Origin of the sequence: Acidimangrovimonas sediminis, assembly GCF_002871005.1 — a bacterium.
GTDB classification, from domain to species: domain Bacteria; phylum Pseudomonadota; class Alphaproteobacteria; order Rhodobacterales; family Rhodobacteraceae; genus Acidimangrovimonas; species Acidimangrovimonas sediminis.
This window is the reverse complement of sequence record NZ_PHSN01000009.1, coordinates 26,643-46,452: the sequence shown is the minus strand read 5'-3', so window position 1 is coordinate 46,452 and position 19,810 is coordinate 26,643. Positions and strand designations below refer to the sequence as shown.

The window sequence follows — 19,810 nt, the reverse complement described above, 5'->3', positions numbered from 1 at the left end:
GAACTGCGCGACACATAGCCCCATGCCCCTCCGAAATCAATCGGTATGCCGATGTATACTAAGGTGTGCCATGACCGGGCCCGGGCAGGGCCGTGACAAGGTCAAGGGCAGGGCCGGAGCAATTGCCCGTGTGGCCCCTGCGAGGCCCATGCTACTTGCGGAAGCTGTCGAGGCTGACGACCTCGGCGTCCTTCTGCGGGGCTTCCTCCTCCTCGGCATCTTCCTCCATCTCGGCCTCGTCCGAGCTGTCGTCGGTGCTTTCGAACCGCAGGCCGAACTCCACCGAGGGGTCGACGAAGGTGCGCACGGCATCGAAGGGGATGTAGAGCGGCTCTGGCTGGTTGCCGAAGTTCAACGTGATCGAGAAACCCTCGGCCGTGACCTCAAGCCCTTCGTACCAGTGCTGGATGACGATGGTCATCTCGGCCGGGTAGCGGTCGCGCAGCCAGTCGGCCATCTCCACGCCGTCGGCGCGGGTGTCGAAGGTGATGAAGAAATGGTGCGCGCCGGGAAGGCCGTGGTCGGCCACATCCTCCAGCACCTCCTGAATCAGCGCGCGCATGGCGCGGTGCATCAGGTTTCCATAATCGATGGTGCGCGACATCGCCGGAGCCCTCGTGACGTTCTTGAGACCAGCATAGGGGATTCGGGACCGAAGGAAAGGCCCCAGCGGGGGAAAGTCGCCGGGCCGGCAGGAATGCGGCACCCGAGGGCGGGGGCGCTGCCCCCTGCATCCCCCGGGATATTTCCGCTCAGAAGAAGAGGGAAGTGTGGCACCCCGGCGCGAGCGGCAGGGTCAGCTGGAGGGGCGGTTCAGTTCTCGGATCAGCTTGAGGCGAATGGCGCGGTGGTAGTCCTCGTGGCCACGCGCGGTGACGACGAAGCCGTCGCGGGTGGCCACGTGGCCCGCGTAGAAATTCGTGACGGTGCGACCCATGTCGTCGATCGCGAGGCCGTTGAGCGTGATGCCCCGCAGCTCGGCGGCGTGGCGGGCGGGGCCGACGGGGCGGCCGGCGTTCACCGGCCCGTCGCCCGAGATGTCGGTGACATGGCGGCGGCACCGTGCGGCGCCGGAGAACTGGTCGGCCGCGAAGGCGATGGCATCGCCGACCGCGGTGTCGGAGCGCCCGAAGGCACGGGGCAGGGCACGTACCCGCGCAGCAAGGGCCATCGCGGCGGCGGGGGTTGTTACCTCGGTCCAGCCCAGGGAAAGCCGGGTCTGGCCCGCGCCGGACCATTGCATCACCGCGATGAGGTCCCCGCCGGAGACCAGCGCCTCGACCACGGTCGGGTCGCTCAGCGCGGCGGCGAGGCCCTCGAGCTGAAGCCGGTACTCGCCCGCGTCGATCGAGCCGGAGACATCCATGGCAAGCAGCAGCGCCGTCTCGCAGGCGGCGGCGGGGGCTGTCGTCAGGGCGAGGGCGAGAAGGCAGCGGGCGATCATCCGGCAAGGATGCCACGCGCGCCGCCCTTCGCAAAGCGGACCGTGCGCCTGGAACGCGCGCTGGGACAGCACGACAGGGAACCTGACCGGAGAAAGAGGGGGAGAAGTGCAGGTTTCTGTTGCCAGGTACCTGCGAACCCCGCCTGAACGCTGCTAGGCGCCAGGGCTTAGATTTCGGTTACCCGAGCTGCTTACGCAGCCAGAGCGACCGGAGCACGGTTGTCGTTGGCAACTGTACATATCGGACCGATAACGGTGGTACCTCACCGGGACAAAGCAAACCCCTTTAGACGTTCGTCGATCCTGTTTCGGCCCCCTCCGCCCCCAACGAGGGAGTATTGGTGGAGCCGCCGGGTACCGCCCCCGGGTCCGATCCGCTTATTACGAGCGCGTTTATGTCCATAGTCCCCCCGAAGAGGGACAAGGCGAATGTAGTGGCGCGGACGGGCCGCCGCAAGGGGGCGCGCGACGTTGACGGCGGCAAAGACGCCGCCCCCGCCGCCTCGGGCCCTCGCCGCAGGGATGACAGATCGAAGCCGTCCTGTTCTTCTTCGGAGTGAAAATATCCCACGGGGGTGCGGGGGTGTGAAACCCCCGCGGATGCGGTGGATGCGGGGGTGTGACCCCCGGACCCGCCGCAGCAATTGGCGCCGGCCTTCTCGTTCAATCCGCCTGCGCCTCGCGGTCGAGGTCGGGCAGGAAGACCGCGAGCAGCCCCAGCGCCGGCAGGAAGGCACAGATCCGGTAGACCCCGTCGATTCCGATCCGGTCCGCGACGATGCCCAGCAGTGCCGCGCCCAGGCCGCCGATCCCGAAGGCCAGGCCGAAGAACAGCCCCGAGACGGTGCCCACCTTGCCCGGGATCAGCTCCTGCCCGTAGACCACGATCGCCGGGAAGGCCGAGGCGAGGATCACGCCCACGACCCCGCTCAGCCCCACCGTCACCGCAAGCGGCGTGTAAGGCAGCGCCAGGGTGAAGGGCAGCGCGCCGAGGATCGAGATCCAGATCACCCGCTTTCGTCCGATCCGGTCGCCGATCGGCCCGCCGATCATCGTGCCCACTGCCATGCCGGCGAGGAACACGAACAGGTCCATCTGGGCGGCATGCTCCGAGATCCCGAAGCGGTGCATCAGGTAGAAGATGTAGTAGGAGCTGATCGAGGCGACGTAGAGGTATTTCGACATGATCAGCACGATCAGAAGCGCCATCACCCGCCGCACCAGCGCCGGGTCGCGGGGGATCGCGGCGGTCGTCCGGCCCGCCGGCCGGGCCTTGAGATGCGCGCTGTACCAGCGTCCGAGCCAACTCATCACGATGACGCCGAGGAGGGCGGTCAGTGCGAACCAGGCCAGCGCGTGGCGCCCGTGCGGCAGCACGAACCACGCGATCAGCAGCGGCCCCACCGCGGTACCGGCATTGCCGCCGATCTGGAACACCGATTGCGCCAGCCCGTGCGCCCCGCCCGAGGCCAGCCGCGCGATACGCGAACTCTCGGGGTGGAAGATCGAGGAACCGGTCCCGAGAAGGACGGCGCCGATCACCAGCATCGCGTAATTCGTGGCAAACGCCAGCGACAGCAGCCCGGCCAGCGACGCGGCCATGCCGAAGGGCAGCGAATAGGGCAGCGGGTGGCGATCGGTGTAACGCCCGATGACCGGCTGCAGCAGCGAGGCCGTCACCTGGTAGGTCAGTGTCAGGAACCCGATCTGCGCGAAGCTCAGCGCGAACCCGCCCTTGAAGAGCGGGTAAGAGGCCAGGAACAGCGACTGCGTCATGTCGTTGAGGAAGTGGCTGAGGCTGGCGGCGCCGAGCGCGCCGAAGGCCGGCCTTGTGGCGGGCCGGCCCGGGGCGGGGCCTGGGGGGCTGTTGGTGGTCGTGGCTGTCATCTCGTTTCCGTCGTCCTGTGTGGCGCCGCCCCGGTGTGCCGGCGGCCGGGGCCGAGGTCGGTGGGGAGGGACGGGGCCGCGGTGTCGTCCTGTCCTGAGGCGGTTGATAGAGCGTTCCGCGCGCGGCCCGCAACCCGGTCAGGGCCATTGACTTGTGCGACTGGGCCATGTCATCCCTTGTCCTCCCGCAGCGGGAGGAGGAGGTCCGCGTGGACGTCGATCATTCCCACCCGGAACTGCGTCGGCCGGTCGTGGCGCGGGGCGCCGATTACGAGGCCGGCGACGTCGTGCCCGAGCATGTCCATGCCCGGGCGCAGCTGCTCTACGGATCGACCGGGGTCGTGATGGTGGAGACCTCGCAAGGCGCCTGGATGATGCCGCCGCAGCGCGGGCTATGGATCCCGGCGGGGGTGACCCATTCGGTCCGGATGCTGGGCCGGGTGCGGATGCGCAGCCTCTATTTCACCCCGCGGGCGGTTCGCGCGATGCCGGCGGCCTGCGAGGTGCTGGGCATGACCCCGCTGATGCGCAACCTGCTGGCCGAGGCGGTGACCCTGCCCGCGGAATACGATGTCGCGGGGCGCGACGGCATGGTGATGGCGCTCATCCAGCAGGAATTGCCGCGGCTGCCGATCTTGCCGCTGTCCCTGCCGCTGCCCGAGGATCCGGCGCTGGCGGCGCGCTGCCGCGCCTTCCTGGCAGGGCCGCGGCCCCGCGACAGGATCGACGACTGGGCCAGGGCCGTGGGGATGAGCCGGCGCAGCTTCACCCGGCATTTCCGCGCCGAAACCGGGCTGAGCTTTGTCGCGTGGCGCCAGCAGGCCTGCATCATGGCCGCCCTGCCGCGGCTTGCGGCGGGCGAACCGGTCACCAGTGTCGCGCTCGACCTGGGCTACGCCAATCCGGCGGCCTTCAGCGCGATGTTCACCCGCAGCCTCGGGGCGCCGCCGAGGAGTTACCGCGAGATGGGGGGCGCGTGATCCGGGGGCGGTGATGTGCGAGGCCTGATTTGGGAGCGCATTATCCGGGGTGAGGTGCCGGTGGCGGGGGCAGGGCCGGCGGGGGCGCTGCCCCCTGCACCCCCCGGGATATTTTGGAGCAGAAAGTGAGGGGGGCGGTTTGGCTCGTCGGGGTGGTTTCGTTTCCGGGGGCCGGGGTCAGTCGTCGCGGCGGAGCTCGGACCCGGCGGGGGGCTTGCGGCGGATGTTGCGGCGCAGATCCATGACGTAGCCGATGATCTCGGCCACCGCCTGCCAGTGTTCGACCGGCACCGTCTGGTCGATCTCGACCCTGGCGTGGAGCAGGCGGGCGAGCGGTTTGTTCTCGATCACCGGGATGTCGTGGTCGCGGGCGAGATGGCGGATGTGGCGGGCCATCAGGTCGGCGCCTTTGGCGACGCAGACCGGGGCATGGTCGCGGCCCATCTCGTAGCGCAGCGCCACCGCGAAATGGGTGGGGTTCGTGAGGATGACGCTGGCGGTGGGCACGGCCCGGGCCGCGCGCTGGCGGGCGCGGCGGCGCTGGATCTGCTGGCGCTTTGCCTTGAGCTGCGGGTCGCCCTCCTGCTCCTTGTGCTCGTCGCGGAGTTCCTTGAGCGTCATGCGCTGTTTCTTCAGCCAGGACAGGCGTTTCCAGACGATGTCGGCGACCGCGACCGGCAGCAGAAAGGCTGCTGTCGCCGCCAGCAGGAGGCCCGCGAAATGCGCCATGTAGGCGGGCAGCGCCTCGGGGTCGAGGCCGGGGCCTTGCCAGAGGTCACGCACCGCATTGCGGGTAATCCAGAGCGCGAGCGCGCCGATCACCAGCACCTTGGCCACGGATTTCGCGAACTCGATCAGCGCCTGGCCGGAATAGATCCGCTTCAGCCCCGCGAGCGGGGAGAGCTTCTCGGGCTTGGGGCGGATCCGTTCCACCGCGACCACCGTCTCGCCCTGGATCAGCACGCCGAAGAGCGCGGCGAACACCATCCCGCCCAGAACGGGCAGCAGCGGCAGGCCGACCGAGAGGCCGTAGTGCCCGAGGATCCGGCCCACGTCGGTGAGGCCGGAATTGCCCGTGCCGACCTCGACCTGCCCGGCCGCCGAGAAGGCTGTGCCCAGCGTTTCGGCCAATGACCCGGCGAGGCGGGGCAGCGCGAAGACCACGATCGCGAAGAGTGCGAGGAAGGCCATCAGCGCGCCCAGCTCGCGCGAGGAGGGAACGTCGCCCTGCTTGCGGGCCTCGCGCAGCTTCTTCTCGGTCGGCTGCTCGGTCTTGGAGCCCTGGTCCTGCGTGTCCTCGGCCATCCCCGCCCCCTACATCGTGAAGCTGCCGAACCACTGGCCGAAGCGGTCGATGAAGGCGGCCAGAGCCGAAGGGACGGCGACGGCGAGTATGAGGAAACCGGTTCCGATCAGGACCGAGCCCGCGACGAAGAACACCGGCAGCGTCGGCAGCATCCGGTTGGCGAGGCCGAGGCCGAGGTTGAGGATCAGCCCCATCACGAGGAACGGCGCGGCCAGCGTCAGCCCGATGTAGAAGCTGCCCGAGACGGCGCGGACCATCTGGTCGGCCATGTCGCCCAGGATCGGCTGGCCGAAGGGAAAGACCACGTAGGAGTAGAGCAGCGCGCGGATGATCAGGTAATGCGTGTTGGTGGCGAAGAGCGCGGCAAGCCCGCCCATGGTCAGGAAGGTCGCGACCATCGTGGCGCCCTGGAAAGTGCCGAGGCTGGGCCCGAAGGCGTTGGCGAGGCCCGAGACCTGACCCACCTGGGCGCCCGCGAATTCCAGCGCGCTGAAGATCACCCGGGCGGCGAGGCCGATCCAGATCCCCACCGTCACCTCGGCCGCCATCAGCCGGGCCAGCGTCACCGGGTCGGGCGTCAGCGGCGGCACCGGCGTCGCGGGGTAGAGCGCAAGGCAGATCACCAGCGCCAGCGCCAGCCGGGCGCGCAGGAAGACGAAGCTTTCGCCGAAGCCCGGCATGAACATGAGGGCCGAGCCCAGCCGCGCCATGACGAGTAAGAAGCCGAAGGTCTGGCCGCTTGCGAAGGCCTCCATGCCCTTAGCCCCCGATCGTGCCCATCGTGCGCAGCGACGCCTTGCGGTGGATCTCGTTATGGGAAATCACCTGCGTCATCGGGCTGACCCGTTCGAGCATGTTGCGCACGAAGTGCCGCACCTCGGGCGAGACCATGAGCGCGGGCCATTCGTCGCGCGCGGCATGGGCCTGGATCTGCTTGCGCGCATCCATGACGAATTCCTGCACCCTTTGCGGCGACATCAGAAGCGACCGCTCGCCGTTGTTCATGCGCACCGCCTCGGTGAACTCGTTCTCCCAGGCGGCCGACATGACCAGCACCGGGACGAACCCCGCCGGATCGGTCAACGCCTTGCAGATCTGGTTGGCGAGGCGCGCGCGCACGTGTTCGGTGATCATCGTGACGTTCTGGTTGCGCGTGCTTGCCTCGGCCACCGCCTCGACGATCAGCGGCAGGTTGCGGATCGACACGCGCTCGGCCAGCAGCGCCTGCAACACGTGCTGCAGAAGGACCACGGGCTGCGCGCCCGACACGTCGCCCGCCAGCTTCTGATAATCGCGGTCGAGCTTCTTCACCAGTTCCTGCGTCGCGCCGTAGGTCAGCAGCTCCGGCATGTGCTCCTTGATCACCTCGGTCATGTGGGTGGTGATGACACTTTCGGGGTCGACCACGGTGTATCCCTGCCGCTCGGCCTCGCCCGATCGGCCCGGGTCGATCCAGAGGGCGGAAAGGCCGAAGGTCGGCTCCTTCGTGGGTTCGCCGGGGATGGCGATAGGTTCGCCGCCGGGATTCAGCACCATCATCGCGGCCGGGCGCACCTCGCCGCGCGCAACCTCCACCCCCTGCACGGTGATGGCGTAGCTGTTGGTCGGCAGGTTCGCATTGTCCTTGATCCGGACCGCGGGCAGGACGAAGCCGTAATCCTTGATGAAGAGGTTGCGCAGGCTTTTCACTTTGCCGGGCAGGGCCGAGTCGATGGACGAGATCAGCGGCACCAGCCCCGCGCCCAGCTCCAGCCTGAGATCGTCGAGCTGGAGGAGGCTTTCGGTCGTCTCCTCGCCGGGTTTCTGGACGTCCTTCATCGCCTCGGCCCGGGCGGCATCGGCCGCGCGGGTCTTGGCCTGCTCCTGCATCTTGTAGCCAAGGCCGGCCATAAGCGCGGCCATGGCAAGGAACACCAGCGTGGGAAAGCCGGGCAGCAGGCCGATCCCGGCCAGCAGTGCCCCGGCCATGTAAAGCGCCTTGGGAAAGCTCGACAACTGGCCCAGCACGGCCTCGTTCGCCGCGCCCACCGTGCCGCCCTTGGTCACGATCAGGCCCGCGGCGAGCGAGACGACCAGCGCGGGGATCTGCGTCACCAGCCCGTCGCCGATGGTCAGCGTGGTATAGTTCTGCATCGCCTGCCAGATCGACAGCCCGTGCTGGATCACCCCGATCAGGATGCCGCCGACGATGTTGATCACGGTGATGATCAGTCCGGCCACAGCATCGCCGCGCACGAACTTGGACGCGCCGTCCATGGCACCGAAGAACCCGCTTTCATCCTCCAGCTCCTTGCGGCGGCGGCGTGCCTCGGCCTCTTCGATCAGCCCGGCGCCGAGGTCGGCGTCGATCGCCATCTGCTTGCCCGGCATCGCGTCGAGCGAGAACCGCGCCGAGACTTCGGCGATCCGGGTCGAGCCCTTGGTGATGACGACGAAGTTGATCACCACGAGGATCGCGAAGATCACGATCCCGATGACGAAATCCCCCGAGACGATGAAGCGCGAGAAGCCCTCGATCACGCCGCCCGCCGCGTCCGGCCCGGTGTGGCCCCGGCTGAGGATCAGCCGCGTGGACGAGATGTTCAGCGACAGCCGCAGCATCGTCACCATCAGAAGGACGGTGGGGAACGAATTGAACTCCAGTGGCCGCGGGATCCAGAGCGCGACCATCAGGATCAGCACCGAGAGCGAGAGCGAGATCGCGAGGCCGAAGTCCAGGAGGAGCGGCGGCAGCGGGACGAACAGCATCCCCAGCACAAGGACCACGCCCACCGCGAAGGCTACGTCGCGGTTCTGCATGCCGAGGCGGGACCAGAGGGGCGGATTGGTGCTCTGCACGCTCATCGTCTCAGAACTCCTGCCGGAAGGCCGGCAACACGGGCTGCAATTCCCGCGCCGAATAGATCGAGACGCGGGGCGCGTCCGACCTGTCCGACAGGGCCGCCCACCAGCCGATGCCGGGCTGCGGGATCTGCGGTTCGGGGTCGGAGGCGGGGCGCGGGGCATGGTGCACGGTGGCGCCGGGCGCGGCGGGGGCCGAGGCCGTCATCAGCTGCGCCGGGCCAAGACGCCGGGCGAATTCCGGCGCGCGGGCGTTCGCCACCTCGAGGTTGCGGGTGAGGCCGGCGAGGTAGCGATTGCGCGCCGCCTCGTTGAAGGAATGGTAGGAACCTGCGGCCTTCAGCCAGTTCCCGGTCCGGTCGTAGAGATCCTTCAGGAACCGCGCCGCGTAATCCACGTTCGTCGCCGGGTCGAAAGCCTGGTCGAGGCTTTGGAAGGCGTCGGGGTGCCAGCGCAGATTGACCTGCATGCAGCCGATGTCGATCGAACTTACCCCCGCCGCCTGACGCTCGCGCACCCAGGCCTTCGCCTTCCCGGCGCTTTCGAACATCCGGCCGTCGCCCGCGGCGTTCACGGTCCAGGGCCAGACCGTCAGCCGGCCCGAGCGCTTCAGTCCCGCCTCCTGCAGGCCCACCGCCAGCAGCAGGTTTCCCGGGATCGCATAGCGCGCCTGCGCGTCGAGGATTGCCCTCAGGCAGACCTCGCTACCGGGCGCGGTGGCACTGTGCAGGGTGGGGGCTGACAAGGCGCCACCGGGCAGGGTCGGCGCGGGCAGGGGGCCGCTGGGCGCTACTGGCGCAGCGGCGGCCGGACGGGCGGTCGGGGTATAGAAACCAGCCCAGCCCTCGGCCCCCGCCGGGACGACGAAGATCGCGCCCAGAAGCGCACCGAAAAGCGCAGCGCAAGCTGCACCGCAAACTGCACCGGGGAGCAGCGCGGAGGCGGCCGCGACGAGGGCCGTGGGCCGCACGCGCCTCATATTCCCCCCGTGGCGATCAGGTCGAAGACGTGCAGCGCCAGCCGGTCGAGCGTGGCGAAGATGAAGGGCAGGGTGAACACCAGCCCAACGAAGATCGCCGCGATCTTCGGCACGAAGGTCAGCGTCATCTCCTGCACCTGGGTCAGCGCCTGGAAGAAGGCGATCCCCAGGCCCACGACCAGCGCCAGCGCCAGGATCGGCCCCGAGGCGATCAGCACCGCCCAGAGCGTCTGCGACAGGATGGCGTAGACATCGGCCTCGTCCATCGTGCCGCCTCAGATCTGCATCTGCATGATCTGCTGGTAGGCCGAGACCAGCTTGTCGCGCACCGCGACCGACACCTTGACGGTGCTTTCCAGCGCCATCGTCGCCTCGACCACGCTCTGGGTGTCGACGCGCCCCGCAAGGCCCGCCTGCATCGTCGCCTCGGCCTGCCGCGTGGTCTGCAGCGCATCTGCCGTCGCCTGGCCCAGCATTTCGGCAAAGCTCTGCCCGCCCGGCGTGGTCTGGGCGGCCTGCATGTCGCCCGCACCGCCGGTCAGCGCCTTGGCCTGGCCGTAGGCGCCGCGCGCAAAAGAGGCGGAGAGGATCGAATTGGCGTCGGTCATCCGGGATCACCTATTTCAGCAGATCGACGATCTGTTCTTCCATCTTGCGCCCGGTCTCGAGCATGTTGATGTTCGCCTCGTAACTGCGCGAGGCCTCGCGCATGTTCGACATCTCGAGGATCGGGTTGACGTTCGGCAGCTTGACGTAGCCTTGCGCATCCGCCGCCGGGCTTGCCGGGTCGTAGCGCACGCGAAAGTCGCTCCGGTCCTGGCCGATCTCGGTCACCCGGACCTCGGCATCGCCGGTCTGCTGGTCGACCATGGTGCCAAAGCTCACCGTCTTGCGCCGGTAGGGATCGGCCCCCGGGGTGGTGCCGGTGGATTCGGCGTTGGCCACGTTCTCGGACACGATCTTGAGCCGCTCGCCCTGCGCGCGCATGCCGCTGGCCGCGATGCTGGCGATGGATTTCAGAACGTCCATGGGGACCTCACCAAGGATAGATCAGGTTTCACTTGCCTTCGGATGCGGCGATGTTCAGCAGGTCATGCGCCTTGCGGTACAGGTTGGCGGCCAGCCGATACTGCACCGCCGTCTCCCCCGCCTTGACGGTCTGTTGTTCGAGGACCACCGTGTTGCCCGAGAGGTTGCCGCTCCAGCTGTCGGGGGAATCGACCGTATCCACGGGCATCGCGTCGGAAAACGATGCCGCGCCGCCCTGTTCCCCAGATACGCCTCGCGCCCCGGCAGCCTCTGAAACTGTCTGTACGTAGTTTTCGAAAGGGGCGACGTCGCGGGCGCGGTAGCCCGGGGTGTCGCCGTTGGCGATGTTTTCGGCGATCACCTTCTGGCGCGCCGACAGCCATTCCATGCGGTCGGAAGCAAGGCGGAAGAACGAGAGCTGATCGGAATTCATCTTGCTAGTGTCCTTGTATTGATGCCATCTATACCAGCGTGTACAAGAATTGATAGGGGTCTATTCTTGTGAATACTATTTTTTCCGACCTGACCGGACGATTGGACCGGATCGGTGGCGCGCGCCTTACCGGGCGGGTGCAGGCGGTGACGGGGCTGACACTCACCGTCGTCGGGCTTGAGCGTGCGCTGGGGATCGGTGCGCGGTGCGAGGTGATCGGTGCGCAGGGCCCGGTGCTGGCCGAGGTGGTGGGTATCGGCCCCGACGGCACCCGCGTGCTGCCCTTCGGCAGCTGGGATGGCGTCTCGGCGGGCGACCGTGTGGTGGCGGCGCCGCGCGGTGACATCCTCCGCCCCGACGACAGCTGGATCGGCCGTGTGGTCGACGCGCTCGGCCGGCCTGCGCCGGGCGGGGCGCCACTCCGGCAGGGGGCGGATGCGCGGCCGGTGCGCGCGCGGCCCCCCAGCGCCTTCGACCGCCGCCGCGTCGGGCCAAAGCTTGCCACCGGGATCCGGGTGATGGACATCTTCACCCCGCTGTGCCGGGGGCAGCGGATGGGGGTTTTCGCGGGCTCCGGCGTCGGCAAGTCGACGCTGATGGCGATGCTGGCGCGCAATGCCGAGGCGGACGTGGTGGTGATCGGGCTGGTGGGCGAACGCGGCCGCGAGGTGCAGGATTTCCTGCAGGACGACCTTGGCCCCGAGGGGCTCGCCCGCTCGGTCGTCGTGGCGGCGACCGGCGACGAGCCGCCGCTGATGCGGCGCCAGGCGGCCTGGACCGCGCTGGCCGTGGCCGAACATTTCCGCGACGAGGGGCGGCAGGTCCTGCTGCTGCTCGACAGCGTCACCCGCTTTGCCATGGCGCAGCGCGAGATCGGGCTTGCGGGGGGCGAACCGCCCACGTCCAAGGGCTATCCGCCCACGGTCTTTGCCGAACTGCCGCGGCTTCTTGAACGCGCGGGGCCGGGCGGCGGCGGGGCCGGTGGCGCGGCGCGCCAGACCAGGGCGGGTCAGACCAGGGCGGGTCAGACCACGGCAGGCGACATCACCGCGCTTTTCACCGTGCTGGTCGATGGCGACGACATGAACGAACCTGTCGCCGACGCGGTGCGCGGCATCCTTGACGGTCACATCGTGCTGGACCGACAGATCGCGGAGCGGGGGCGCTTTCCGGCCGTGAATCTGCAACAGAGTGTTTCCAGGATGCTGCCAGACTGCCACAGCAACGCGGAATACCGCGTATACAGCGCGTCACGCCGGATTTTGGGCAGATTTTCGGATATGGAGGAACTGATACGTCTCGGGGCCTACCAACCCGGGGCGGATCCCGAGACCGACATGGCCATGAGGTTCGAACAGCCCGCCACCGTCTTTCTCGGACAGCGCAAGGGAGAGAAGACCGCCCCGGCCGAAGCCTTCGCCAAGCTCGAGCGCCTGCTCGTCGAGGCGGGTGTGCCGCTTGCGCACCTTGACGGGACGGACGAAGGGGAGAGCATGTGCTGAACAATCTCGTCAAGAGCGGTGCCACGATCCAGAGCGCCGCGTCGATCACGCCGCTCGGGCTGGTCCAGCAGATGCGCGACTATGCGAAGGCGGGGATCAAGAACTTCTGGCAGCGGCAGGCCATCTTCGGCGCCGCCCTGCTTCTGGCGGCCGTGTTCTATTCGCCCAAGCTCGCATTGCTCACCTGGTGCTTCGTGATCGTCAACGAAGTCTACGACATGTTCGTGTTTCGCGATATCATCGACAAGCCGGAACGAAGCCGGGTCTGGCTGCGGCGGAACCTCCGGCGGATCTATCTGTCGACGATCCTGAGCGCCGGGACGATCTCGTTCTACGCGATCTGGATCTCGTGGCTGCAGGGGCCGCAGCCGCATTTCATGGCGCTGTTCTTCCTGTTCGCGGCGGCGCTCTTCGCGGCGATGAACAATCACCAGATCATGTCGGTGCTGCGGATGCGGATAATGATCTATGGCGCCACCTTCGTCTTCGTCCCGGCCTGGGATCTGGTGCGGTTCTCGGCCAGCCGGAACCCGGAGCTCTGGGTGCAGCTCTTCACCTCGCTGGTGGTGCTGTATTTCATCGTCGACTCGTCGCGGGTCTACCTGAACTTCTACCGCAAGACCTTCACCCAGATGGCCGAGCTGCGCGAAAGCAAGGAGCGGGCCGAGGCGGCGTTCCGCGCGAAGTCGGAATTCATCTCGGTCGTCAGCCATGAGCTTCGGACGCCGATGACCTCGATCAACGGGGCGCTGGGGCTGGTGCTGTCGGAGCGGCTGGGCGCGCTGCCCGAAAAGGTGTCGGCCACGCTCAACATCGCGCAGCGCAACGGCACACGGCTGGCGACGCTGATCAACGACACGCTCGACCTCCAGAAGATCGAGTCGGGGCGGCTGGAATTCTCGATGGAAAAGCTGGAGCTGGGTGAAGTGCTGCGCCAGGGCGTGGAGATGAACGCGCCCTATGCCGACAAGTATTCGGTCTTCTTCGAACTGGAACTGCCGGACGGGCCGGTCTACGTCCGCGCCGACCGGGCGCGGATCGAGCAGGTGCTGGCCAACCTCCTGTCGAACGCGGCCAAGTTCTCCTACGAGGGGCAGGAGGTCGTGGTGCGGCTGTCCGCCGGGCCGACTCTGGCGCGGGTCGAGGTGATCGACAGCGGCGTCGGCATCCCAGCGGACATGAAGCAGGCGGTGTTCGAGGAGTTCCGCCAGCTCGACAGCACCGACACCCGCAGACGCGAGGGCACGGGCCTTGGCATGACGATCTCGAAGAAGATCATCGAGGCGCATGACGGCATCATCGACTATCACGCCAACCCGCTGCGCGGCACGACCTTCTATTTCGAACTTGAGCGTCTGCCCGCGACCTGGAGCGAAAGCCGCTCGGGCGCGGTGGCGGCACAATAGCGGCAGGTCCTTGCCGCACCCTTACCGCATCTGCCATGACGGCCGCTCGCGCCGGGGGGGGCATGGGCACGCGCCCTCAGCGCTGAAGCGTTTCCATCTGTTTGGGGTGGAACTGGCCAAGCCAGGTCTCGGTCAGTGGCGTGCCCTTGCGCGCGAGATAGGCGCGCAGGTCGACGGTGTCGGTATCCGCAGGTGCCTTCAGGTCGAAGATCAGCCGCCAGCGGTCGGTTCCCACGACCGGCAGCGCGAAGGGCTTGATGATCTCGACGCCGTCGGGGGCCGAAACCATCGGCTTGATGCCGTCCCTGGCCGTCAGCCCCTTCAGCACCGGCCCCTCGAAGTCGATCGAGAATTTGAACTGGTCCCGGGGGTGGTTGTTGTCGCCCGGCACGCCGCCCCGTCCCAGCCGGGTCGAGACGACCTTGGCGAGGATCCAGTCGACGGGCGCGTGCGCCGACCATGTCATGCGGTAGGCAAGCGAGACCTCGTCTTGCGCCCGGGGCTTCTGCTCGGGTTCCCAGAAGGCGACGATGTTGTCGTAGATCTCGTCGTTGGTCGGGATCTCGATGAGCTTGACCGAGCCCTTGCCCCAGTCGCCCATCCGCTCGATCCAGACCGAGGGGCGGCGATTATAGAAGACGCCGTCGTCCTGGTAATGATCGAAATCGCGGTCGCGCTGCATCAGGCCGAAGCCCTGGATGTTGTCGTCGAGAAAGGACGAGGTGGCCACGGACGGCGGGTTGTTGAGCGGGCGCCAGATCCGCTCTCCGGTGCCGGTGATCATGGCCAGCCCGTCGGTGTCGTGCACCTCGGGGCGCCAGTCGAAAGCCTGGTCGTGGTTGGTCTCGTCGAACCAGAACATCGAGGTCAGCGGCGCCAGGCCGAGCCGATCCACCGGCTTGCGGAAGAAGAAGTGCGTTCTGACCTCGAGCACCTGGCCCTTGCCGCCCGGGCCGCTGCCGTCGCGCCCGGTCAGCTGCATCGCACCCGACACGCTCGGCCCGTCGATCAGCGCCGAGATCGTCAGCGTGCCGTCGTCGTTCGACTGCAGGAAGAAATGAGTGAAGCGGGGGAATTCCTCGGGTTCGTTCAGCCCGGTGTCGATGGCGATGGCGCGGGCCGACTGGCCGTATTGCCGCTCGGGCCCGTCGGTGCGGAAATAGGCCGCGCCCAGAAACGATATCCAGTCGGTCTTGAGATCCGGGCGCATGACCCGAAACCCGGCAAAGCCCGCGTGCCCCTCGATCTTCAGCGCCGGGTTGCCGGCCGGAATGTCGAAGTAGTCGCGGGTGTAGATCACCTCGCGCGACTGGCCGTTCTCGACCAGGCTGATCTGCACCGGCTCGCGGAAATACTTGCCCTCGTGGAAGAACTGGATCGGGAAGGGGCCGACGTCGACGGTGCGTTCCTTGCGGAACTGGATGTGCCAGTAGGCATTGTAGTCGATCGCGTCATAGGCTTCCGGATCCTCGATCGCCGGGGCGACATAGGGGCGGTCGGCGATCGCCTTGGCTTGCCCCGCCAGTCGCTCGAAGCTGAACGGGCGTGCAGGGCCCAGCTCGGGGCGGAGGGGGGGCGCCGCCGTGCCGTGATCGGCCGCGGTCTGCGCCGCCGCGCGCGTGACCCCAAGCGCGGCCACAAGGCCACCCGCCGCGGACCCCGCGAGCAATGCGCGCCGGCTGAGGCGGCGGGGGCGGCGCAGGACCGGGGGAAGAAGATGGGGTCGGGGGATGGGACGGGTCACGGGGGCAGGCTCCGCGGCAAGGGGAGGTGACAGGCGTTCTGGCGACTGAACGCCGAATTCATAAGGCAAATCAAGCGGAAAAGTTCCCGCCCCGCCGGTCGGCATTGGGCCGCCGGCAGCGCGCCGCCCATCCTGTTTCCGCCGCGCGCCCGTTCACCGTGCGCGTTTAACGTGCCCGCCCCTCGCGCCAGCCTCTCGTGCCCGCCGATCCGGTCGAGCCGCAGCGAGGGCCCGCGGCCGGGGGCGCCGGGACCGGCCCCGTCGCGGGCTTCCGCACCGGGATGCCGGCTTATCCCCCGGCGGGTGTGATCCCCAGCGCCTCCATCCGCGCATGGTAGGCCTCGGCGGCGTCGCGGGCATTGCCGTTCCAGGGGGCGACATGAACAAGACAGGTCTGCGCGGCGCAGCCCTGGCCCAGCTCGGAGGTCGGGATGTCGTTGGTGAGCACGTTGGGGTTGCCCGACAGCTCCGGCCCGTCGTCGTCGGGAGTGAACCACGCGCCGGTCGGCAGGATCACGACGCCCGCGCGGATCGCCGGGTCGGGCGCCGCCGAGGCGAGGCAGGCCCCCCGCGCGTTCCAGACCCGGACCGCCTGATCCGGGGCGATCCCCAGCCGTTCGGCATCGGCCGGGTTCATCCGCAACCGCTCGCGCCCACCATGCTTGAACGACCGGCTCAGCGGCTCCTGTTCAAGCTGGCTGTGAAGCCGGCCCTGCGGCTGGGGCGAGAGCAGGTGGAAAACCTCGTCCGCGCCGCCGGGCCGGTCGGCGCCCAGCCATTCCTCGGGCGGCAGCCAGGCCGGGTGCGGCGGGCAATCGGCATAGCCCCAGCGCGCGAGGCTGTCCGATCCCAGAACGATGCGTCCGCTTTCCGTCTTCAGCGGAGCGGCCTCGGGATCGGCGCGGAACTCGTGCAGGAACCGGGTGTCGTCGGTGCTGGGAACATCGGCATGCCCGGTCTCCCAGAACGTATCGAAATCAGGAAGTTCCGCGTCGAACCTCACCTTCGCGTCGTTGCGGCTTTCGTTGTACAATGCGCGGATCCAGGCCATCTCGTCCCGGCCCTCGGTGAAGGCCTCCGCCACGCCGAGGCACGCGGCCAGGCCCGAGAAGATGTCGTAATCCGACCGCGCCTCACCCAGCGGCGCGATGGCCTGCTTCATCGCCAGGATCGTGTCCGACCGGCGGTTGCCCGCGATGTCGTTGCGCTCGATCGAGGTGGTGGCGGGCAGCACGATGTCGGCCCGCAGCGCGGTCGGTGTCCACATCGGATCCTGCACCACGATGGTCTCGGGGCGCTGCCAGCCGCGTTCCAGCCGGTTCAGGTCCTGGTGGTGGTGGAACGGGTTGCCGCCTGCCCAATAGACCAGCCGCGTGTCGGGATAGGCATGGGTGCGCCCCTCGTAGTCGAAGGGGGCGCCGGGATTCAGCAGAAGGTCGGTGATGCGGGCGACAGGAATGAAGGTGGGGCTTGCATCCTGCAGCTTCGACATGGCGGGCGAGCGGGTCAGCGGCAACGGCGCGCCGACGCCCCCGAGCGAGCCGTAGCCGAAGCCCGCGCCACCCCCCGGCAGGCCGATCTGGCCCAGGACGGCAGCAAGGCCGAGCGCGGCCCAGAACGGCTGTTCGCCGTGGCGGGCGCGTTGCAGGCTCCAGCTCATGGTGACGAAGCTGCGGGTCGCGGCCATGTCGCGGGCCAGCGCGCGGATCCGTTCCGCGGGAAGGCCGGTGATCTGCGCGGCCCAGTCCGCGGTCTTGGGCTGGCCGTCGCCCTTGCCGCCGAGATAGTCGAGGAAGGTCTCTGCGCCGCTGCACCGCGTGTCGAGGAAGTCGCGGTCGTGCAGCCCCGCCGATACCGCTTCGCCTGCGAGCGCGAGGAGGAGGGCGGCGTCGGTGCCCGGCGCGACCGGCCACCATTCGGCGCCGACCCATTCGGGCAGGTCGTCACGCTGGGGCGAGACATGGACGATCCGCACCCCGCGCGCGACCAGCTTGCGCAGGTCGTCCTGCAGCCGGTGTCGGGCGATGCCGCCGGCCTCGTTCTGCGCGGTGCGCGCGGCGAGGGCACCGAAGACGACGAGGGTCTTCGTATGTTCGGCGATCTCGGACAGCGTGGGCGCGCCCCCCTGGCAGGCGTCCGCAGCACCCAGCACGTGGCGCAGGATCACCGGCCCCGCTGCGATCGAATAGGTGTCGACATGCCCGGTATAGCCGCCGACGAGGTTGAGCATGCGCTTGAGCAGGGTCGGCGCATGGTGGAACCGCCCACAGCTTGTCCAGCCGTAGGAACCCGCGAAGATCGAGGCGTTGCCGTGCTCCGTCCGGACCCGGTCGATCTCTCCGGCCACAAGGGCCAGCGCGGTGTCCCAGTCGACGGGGACGAAGCGTTCGCGGCCACGGCCGGTGCGGTCGCTGGCAGCGCGGTCCTTCAGCCAGCCCTCGCGCACCATCGGCCGGGGGATGCGGCGCGCCGGGTCGGCCCATCCGGTGACCGACCGGATGATCGGCGAGGGGTCGGGATCGCCCGCGAAGGGTTCCACGCCGGTGATCCTTCCGTCCTCGACGAGGATCGAATAGGCGCCCCAATGGCTGGCGTGGGGGATGCGGGTGACGGGCATGGCTCTCTCCTCAGATCAGGGCCTCGATCAGGAACGGTCCCTTGCGGCCCAGGGCCGCGCGGAACAGATCGGTGAAACTTTCGGCGGTCTCGGCGCGGGCCGCCTCGACCCCCATGCCGCGCGCCATCGACACCCAATCGAGCGCGGGATCGTCGAGGTCGAGCATGGAGCGCGCGTTGCGCCCCGGGCTGCCGGCGCCCACGCTTTTCAGCTCGCCGTGCAGGATACGGTAGCTGCGGTTGGAAAAGACGATCACCAGCGTGTCGAGCCGTTCGCGCGCCATCGTCCAGAGCGCCTGGACCGTGTACATGCCGCTGCCGTCGGCCTGCAGGGTCACGACCTTGCGGTCGGGGCAGGCGACGGCGGCGCCCACGCTCATCGGCAGGCCGAGGCCGATCGCGCCGCCGGTGAGCTGAAGGAAGTCATGCGGGGCGGCGGCATGGGTGAGGCGGAAGAAGTCGCGCCCCGAGGTGACGGACTCGTCGCAGACGATGGCCCCTTCGGGCAGGAGCGCCCCGACCGTCGCCGCGATCGTGTCCGGGGTCAGCGCGCCTTGCGGCAGCGCGGGCTTCTCGCGGCTTTCGATCTTCGGCGCAGCCCCTGCGGGCAGGCCGAGCGCCTGGGCAAGATCGGCCAGCGCGGCCAGCGCGTCCTCGCCCGGGCCGGCGAGGGTCGAGACCTCGCAGCCCTCGGGCAGGGGCGTGCTGGGCAGGTTCGGATAGGCGAAGAACCCGACCGGGGATTTCGCGCCGCACAGGATCAGCCGGCGCGTGTCCTTCAGCCGGGCCAGCGCCTCCGGCATCGGATAGGGCACGCGGTCGATGGCGACACGGCCCTGGCCGCGGGCCATGCGCGCGTTGGATTGCTGCGCGATCAGCCCGGCGCCCGTCGCCTCGGCAATCGCCCCGGCAAGCCGCAACCCCTCCTCGGAAAGGCTGGCGCCGCCCAGCATCAGCAGGGTCTCGGCGCGGTTTTCCCGCAGCGCCGCCGCAGTCGCCTCGACGGTGGCGGCCGTGGCCCTGGCCGGGGCGGCGGGCCGGGCGCGGGCCACTTCCTGCGGCGGCGTGTCTGTCCAGGCGGCATCGGCGGGCAGGATCAGCGTGGCGACGCCCGGCTCCGGCCCGGTGGCTGCGGCGATCGCCTCGGCCGCCCGGGCGCTGACATCGGCGGGACCCGAGGCGCGGCCCACCCAGGCCGACATCGGACGCGCCAGCCCCTCGATATCCGAGGTCAGCGGCGCGTCATGGACAAGGTGATAGGAGGCATGGTCTCCCACCACGTTCACCACCGGCGTGCCTGCACGCCGCGCGTTGTGCAGGTTGGCGAGGCCGTTGGCGAGGCCCGGCCCGGTGTGCAGCAGCGTCGCCGCGGGTTTGCCGGTCATGCGTGCATAGCCGTCGGCCGCCCCGGTGACGACGCCTTCGAACATCCCAAGGACACAGCGCAGCTCGGGCTTGCGGTCGAGGGCCGCGACGAAATGCATCTCGGACGTGCCGGGGTTGGCGAAGCAGACCTCCACCCCGTTCGCAAGCAATGTGTCGCACAGCAAGTCGGCGCCGTTCATCCCGTTTCCTCCCTCGGTTGTCGCGCTAGGCGTTCGGGCGCAGACTGCGCCGGTCGCGGGGGACATTCCACCCCCAAT

General features: G+C 68.8%; 17 protein-coding genes and 1 other RNA gene. 3 read left to right on the top strand and 15 right to left on the bottom strand.

Features of this window, described 5'->3' with window-relative positions:
* Nucleotides 1-151: 151 nt before the first annotated feature.
* From CVV76_RS10005 to CVV76_RS09990, 4 genes are all read right to left on the bottom strand, one after another.
* Entirely contained in the window at nt 152-604 is a 453-nt protein-coding gene (locus tag CVV76_RS10005; RefSeq protein ID WP_102224510.1) for an SspB family protein, read from the bottom strand.
* A gap of 192 nt (nt 605-796) precedes the next feature.
* Entirely contained in the window at nt 797-1,444 is a 648-nt protein-coding gene (locus CVV76_RS10000; RefSeq protein ID WP_102224509.1) for a DUF1194 domain-containing protein, read from the bottom strand.
* A 105-nt stretch (nt 1,445-1,549) separates the two neighbouring features.
* Nucleotides 1,550-1,905, bottom strand: a transfer-messenger RNA (tmRNA) gene (gene ssrA / locus CVV76_RS09995).
* A gap of 202 nt (nt 1,906-2,107) precedes the next feature.
* Nucleotides 2,108-3,331 carry an MFS transporter gene (locus CVV76_RS09990; RefSeq protein ID WP_102224508.1) on the bottom strand — a complete coding sequence of 408 codons (1,224 nt, stop codon included), beginning with the start codon at nt 3,329-3,331 and terminating at the stop codon, nt 2,108-2,110.
* Nucleotides 3,332-3,540: 209 nt separating this feature from the next.
* Here CVV76_RS09990 and CVV76_RS09985 point away from each other — a divergent pair, with 209 nt between their 5' ends.
* The gene (locus tag CVV76_RS09985) at nt 3,541-4,311 is read left to right on the top strand and encodes an AraC family transcriptional regulator (RefSeq protein WP_233192799.1); all 771 of its coding nucleotides are present in this window, start codon (nt 3,541-3,543) and stop codon (nt 4,309-4,311) included.
* Nucleotides 4,312-4,488: 177 nt separating this feature from the next.
* Here the strand turns inward: CVV76_RS09985 and CVV76_RS09980 are convergent, their stop codons facing one another.
* The 8 genes from CVV76_RS09980 to CVV76_RS09945 are packed head-to-tail and all read right to left on the bottom strand — an operon-like array spanning nt 4,489 to nt 10,899.
* Nucleotides 4,489-5,616, bottom strand: a complete 1,128-nt coding sequence (locus tag CVV76_RS09980; protein ID WP_102224506.1) for an EscU/YscU/HrcU family type III secretion system export apparatus switch protein — start codon at nt 5,614-5,616, stop codon at nt 4,489-4,491.
* Nucleotides 5,617-5,625: 9 nt separating this feature from the next.
* Nucleotides 5,626-6,372, bottom strand: a complete 747-nt coding sequence (locus CVV76_RS09975; RefSeq protein WP_102224505.1) for a flagellar biosynthetic protein FliR — start codon at nt 6,370-6,372, stop codon at nt 5,626-5,628.
* 4 nt (nt 6,373-6,376) lie between these two features.
* Nucleotides 6,377-8,461, bottom strand: a complete 2,085-nt coding sequence (gene flhA / locus CVV76_RS09970; protein ID WP_102224504.1) for a flagellar biosynthesis protein FlhA — start codon at nt 8,459-8,461, stop codon at nt 6,377-6,379.
* Nucleotides 8,462-8,465: 4 nt separating this feature from the next.
* Nucleotides 8,466-9,437: a lytic transglycosylase domain-containing protein gene (locus CVV76_RS09965; protein WP_102224503.1), complete on the bottom strand. Its 972-nt coding sequence runs from the start codon at nt 9,435-9,437 to the stop codon at nt 8,466-8,468.
* Nucleotides 9,434-9,703 (bottom strand): flagellar biosynthetic protein FliQ, encoded by a 270-nt coding sequence (locus tag CVV76_RS09960; protein WP_102224502.1) that lies wholly within the window; start codon nt 9,701-9,703, stop codon nt 9,434-9,436. Before CVV76_RS09960 ends, CVV76_RS09965 begins: the two co-directional genes overlap by 4 nt.
* Nucleotides 9,704-9,712: 9 nt before the next feature.
* Entirely contained in the window at nt 9,713-10,045 is a 333-nt protein-coding gene (locus CVV76_RS09955; protein WP_102224501.1) for a flagellar hook-basal body complex protein FliE, read from the bottom strand.
* Nucleotides 10,046-10,055: 10 nt separating this feature from the next.
* The gene (flgC, locus tag CVV76_RS09950; protein WP_102224500.1) at nt 10,056-10,466 is read right to left on the bottom strand and encodes a flagellar basal body rod protein FlgC; all 411 of its coding nucleotides are present in this window, start codon (nt 10,464-10,466) and stop codon (nt 10,056-10,058) included.
* 28 nt (nt 10,467-10,494) lie between these two features.
* Nucleotides 10,495-10,899 carry a flagellar basal body rod protein FlgB gene (locus tag CVV76_RS09945; protein WP_102224499.1) on the bottom strand — a complete coding sequence of 135 codons (405 nt, stop codon included), beginning with the start codon at nt 10,897-10,899 and terminating at the stop codon, nt 10,495-10,497.
* Nucleotides 10,900-10,967: 68 nt separating this feature from the next.
* Between CVV76_RS09945 and CVV76_RS09940 the strand changes: the two genes are divergently transcribed.
* The gene (locus tag CVV76_RS09940) at nt 10,968-12,401 is read left to right on the top strand and encodes a FliI/YscN family ATPase (RefSeq protein WP_102224498.1); all 1,434 of its coding nucleotides are present in this window, start codon (nt 10,968-10,970) and stop codon (nt 12,399-12,401) included.
* Nucleotides 12,395-13,807, top strand: a complete 1,413-nt coding sequence (locus tag CVV76_RS09935) for a sensor histidine kinase (RefSeq protein WP_102224497.1) — start codon at nt 12,395-12,397, stop codon at nt 13,805-13,807. Before CVV76_RS09940 ends, CVV76_RS09935 begins: the two co-directional genes overlap by 7 nt.
* A 76-nt stretch (nt 13,808-13,883) precedes the next feature.
* Here the strand turns inward: CVV76_RS09935 and CVV76_RS09930 are convergent, their stop codons facing one another.
* From CVV76_RS09930 to CVV76_RS09920, 3 genes are all read right to left on the bottom strand, one after another.
* A complete protein-coding gene (locus CVV76_RS09930) occupies nt 13,884-15,446 on the bottom strand; it encodes a glucan biosynthesis protein (protein WP_233192798.1) in 1,563 nt (520 codons plus the stop codon).
* Between the two features lie 394 nt (nt 15,447-15,840).
* Nucleotides 15,841-18,168: a molybdopterin-dependent oxidoreductase gene (locus tag CVV76_RS09925; protein WP_102224495.1), complete on the bottom strand. Its 2,328-nt coding sequence runs from the start codon at nt 18,166-18,168 to the stop codon at nt 15,841-15,843.
* Between the two features lie 10 nt (nt 18,169-18,178).
* Nucleotides 18,179-19,732 carry an acetolactate synthase large subunit gene (locus CVV76_RS09920; protein WP_102224494.1) on the bottom strand — a complete coding sequence of 518 codons (1,554 nt, stop codon included), beginning with the start codon at nt 19,730-19,732 and terminating at the stop codon, nt 18,179-18,181.
* Between the last annotated feature and the right edge of the window lie 78 nt (nt 19,733-19,810).

Coding starts and splice junctions, on each gene's coding strand:
- CVV76_RS10005 (WP_102224510.1), bottom strand. CDS start 604: ATGTCGCGCACCATCGATTATGGAAACCTGATGCACCGCGCCATGCGC.
- CVV76_RS10000 (WP_102224509.1), bottom strand. CDS start 1,444: ATGATCGCCCGCTGCCTTCTCGCCCTCGCCCTGACGACAGCCCCCGCC.
- CVV76_RS09990 (WP_102224508.1), bottom strand. CDS start 3,331: ATGACAGCCACGACCACCAACAGCCCCCCAGGCCCCGCCCCGGGCCGG.
- CVV76_RS09980 (WP_102224506.1), bottom strand. CDS start 5,616: ATGGCCGAGGACACGCAGGACCAGGGCTCCAAGACCGAGCAGCCGACC.
- CVV76_RS09975 (WP_102224505.1), bottom strand. CDS start 6,372: ATGGAGGCCTTCGCAAGCGGCCAGACCTTCGGCTTCTTACTCGTCATG.
- flhA (WP_102224504.1), bottom strand. CDS start 8,461: ATGAGCGTGCAGAGCACCAATCCGCCCCTCTGGTCCCGCCTCGGCATG.
- CVV76_RS09965 (WP_102224503.1), bottom strand. CDS start 9,437: ATGAGGCGCGTGCGGCCCACGGCCCTCGTCGCGGCCGCCTCCGCGCTG.
- CVV76_RS09960 (WP_102224502.1), bottom strand. CDS start 9,703: ATGGACGAGGCCGATGTCTACGCCATCCTGTCGCAGACGCTCTGGGCG.
- CVV76_RS09955 (WP_102224501.1), bottom strand. CDS start 10,045: ATGACCGACGCCAATTCGATCCTCTCCGCCTCTTTTGCGCGCGGCGCC.
- flgC (WP_102224500.1), bottom strand. CDS start 10,466: ATGGACGTTCTGAAATCCATCGCCAGCATCGCGGCCAGCGGCATGCGC.
- CVV76_RS09945 (WP_102224499.1), bottom strand. CDS start 10,899: ATGAATTCCGATCAGCTCTCGTTCTTCCGCCTTGCTTCCGACCGCATG.
- CVV76_RS09925 (WP_102224495.1), bottom strand. CDS start 18,168: ATGCCCGTCACCCGCATCCCCCACGCCAGCCATTGGGGCGCCTATTCG.
- CVV76_RS09920 (WP_102224494.1), bottom strand. CDS start 19,732: ATGAACGGCGCCGACTTGCTGTGCGACACATTGCTTGCGAACGGGGTG.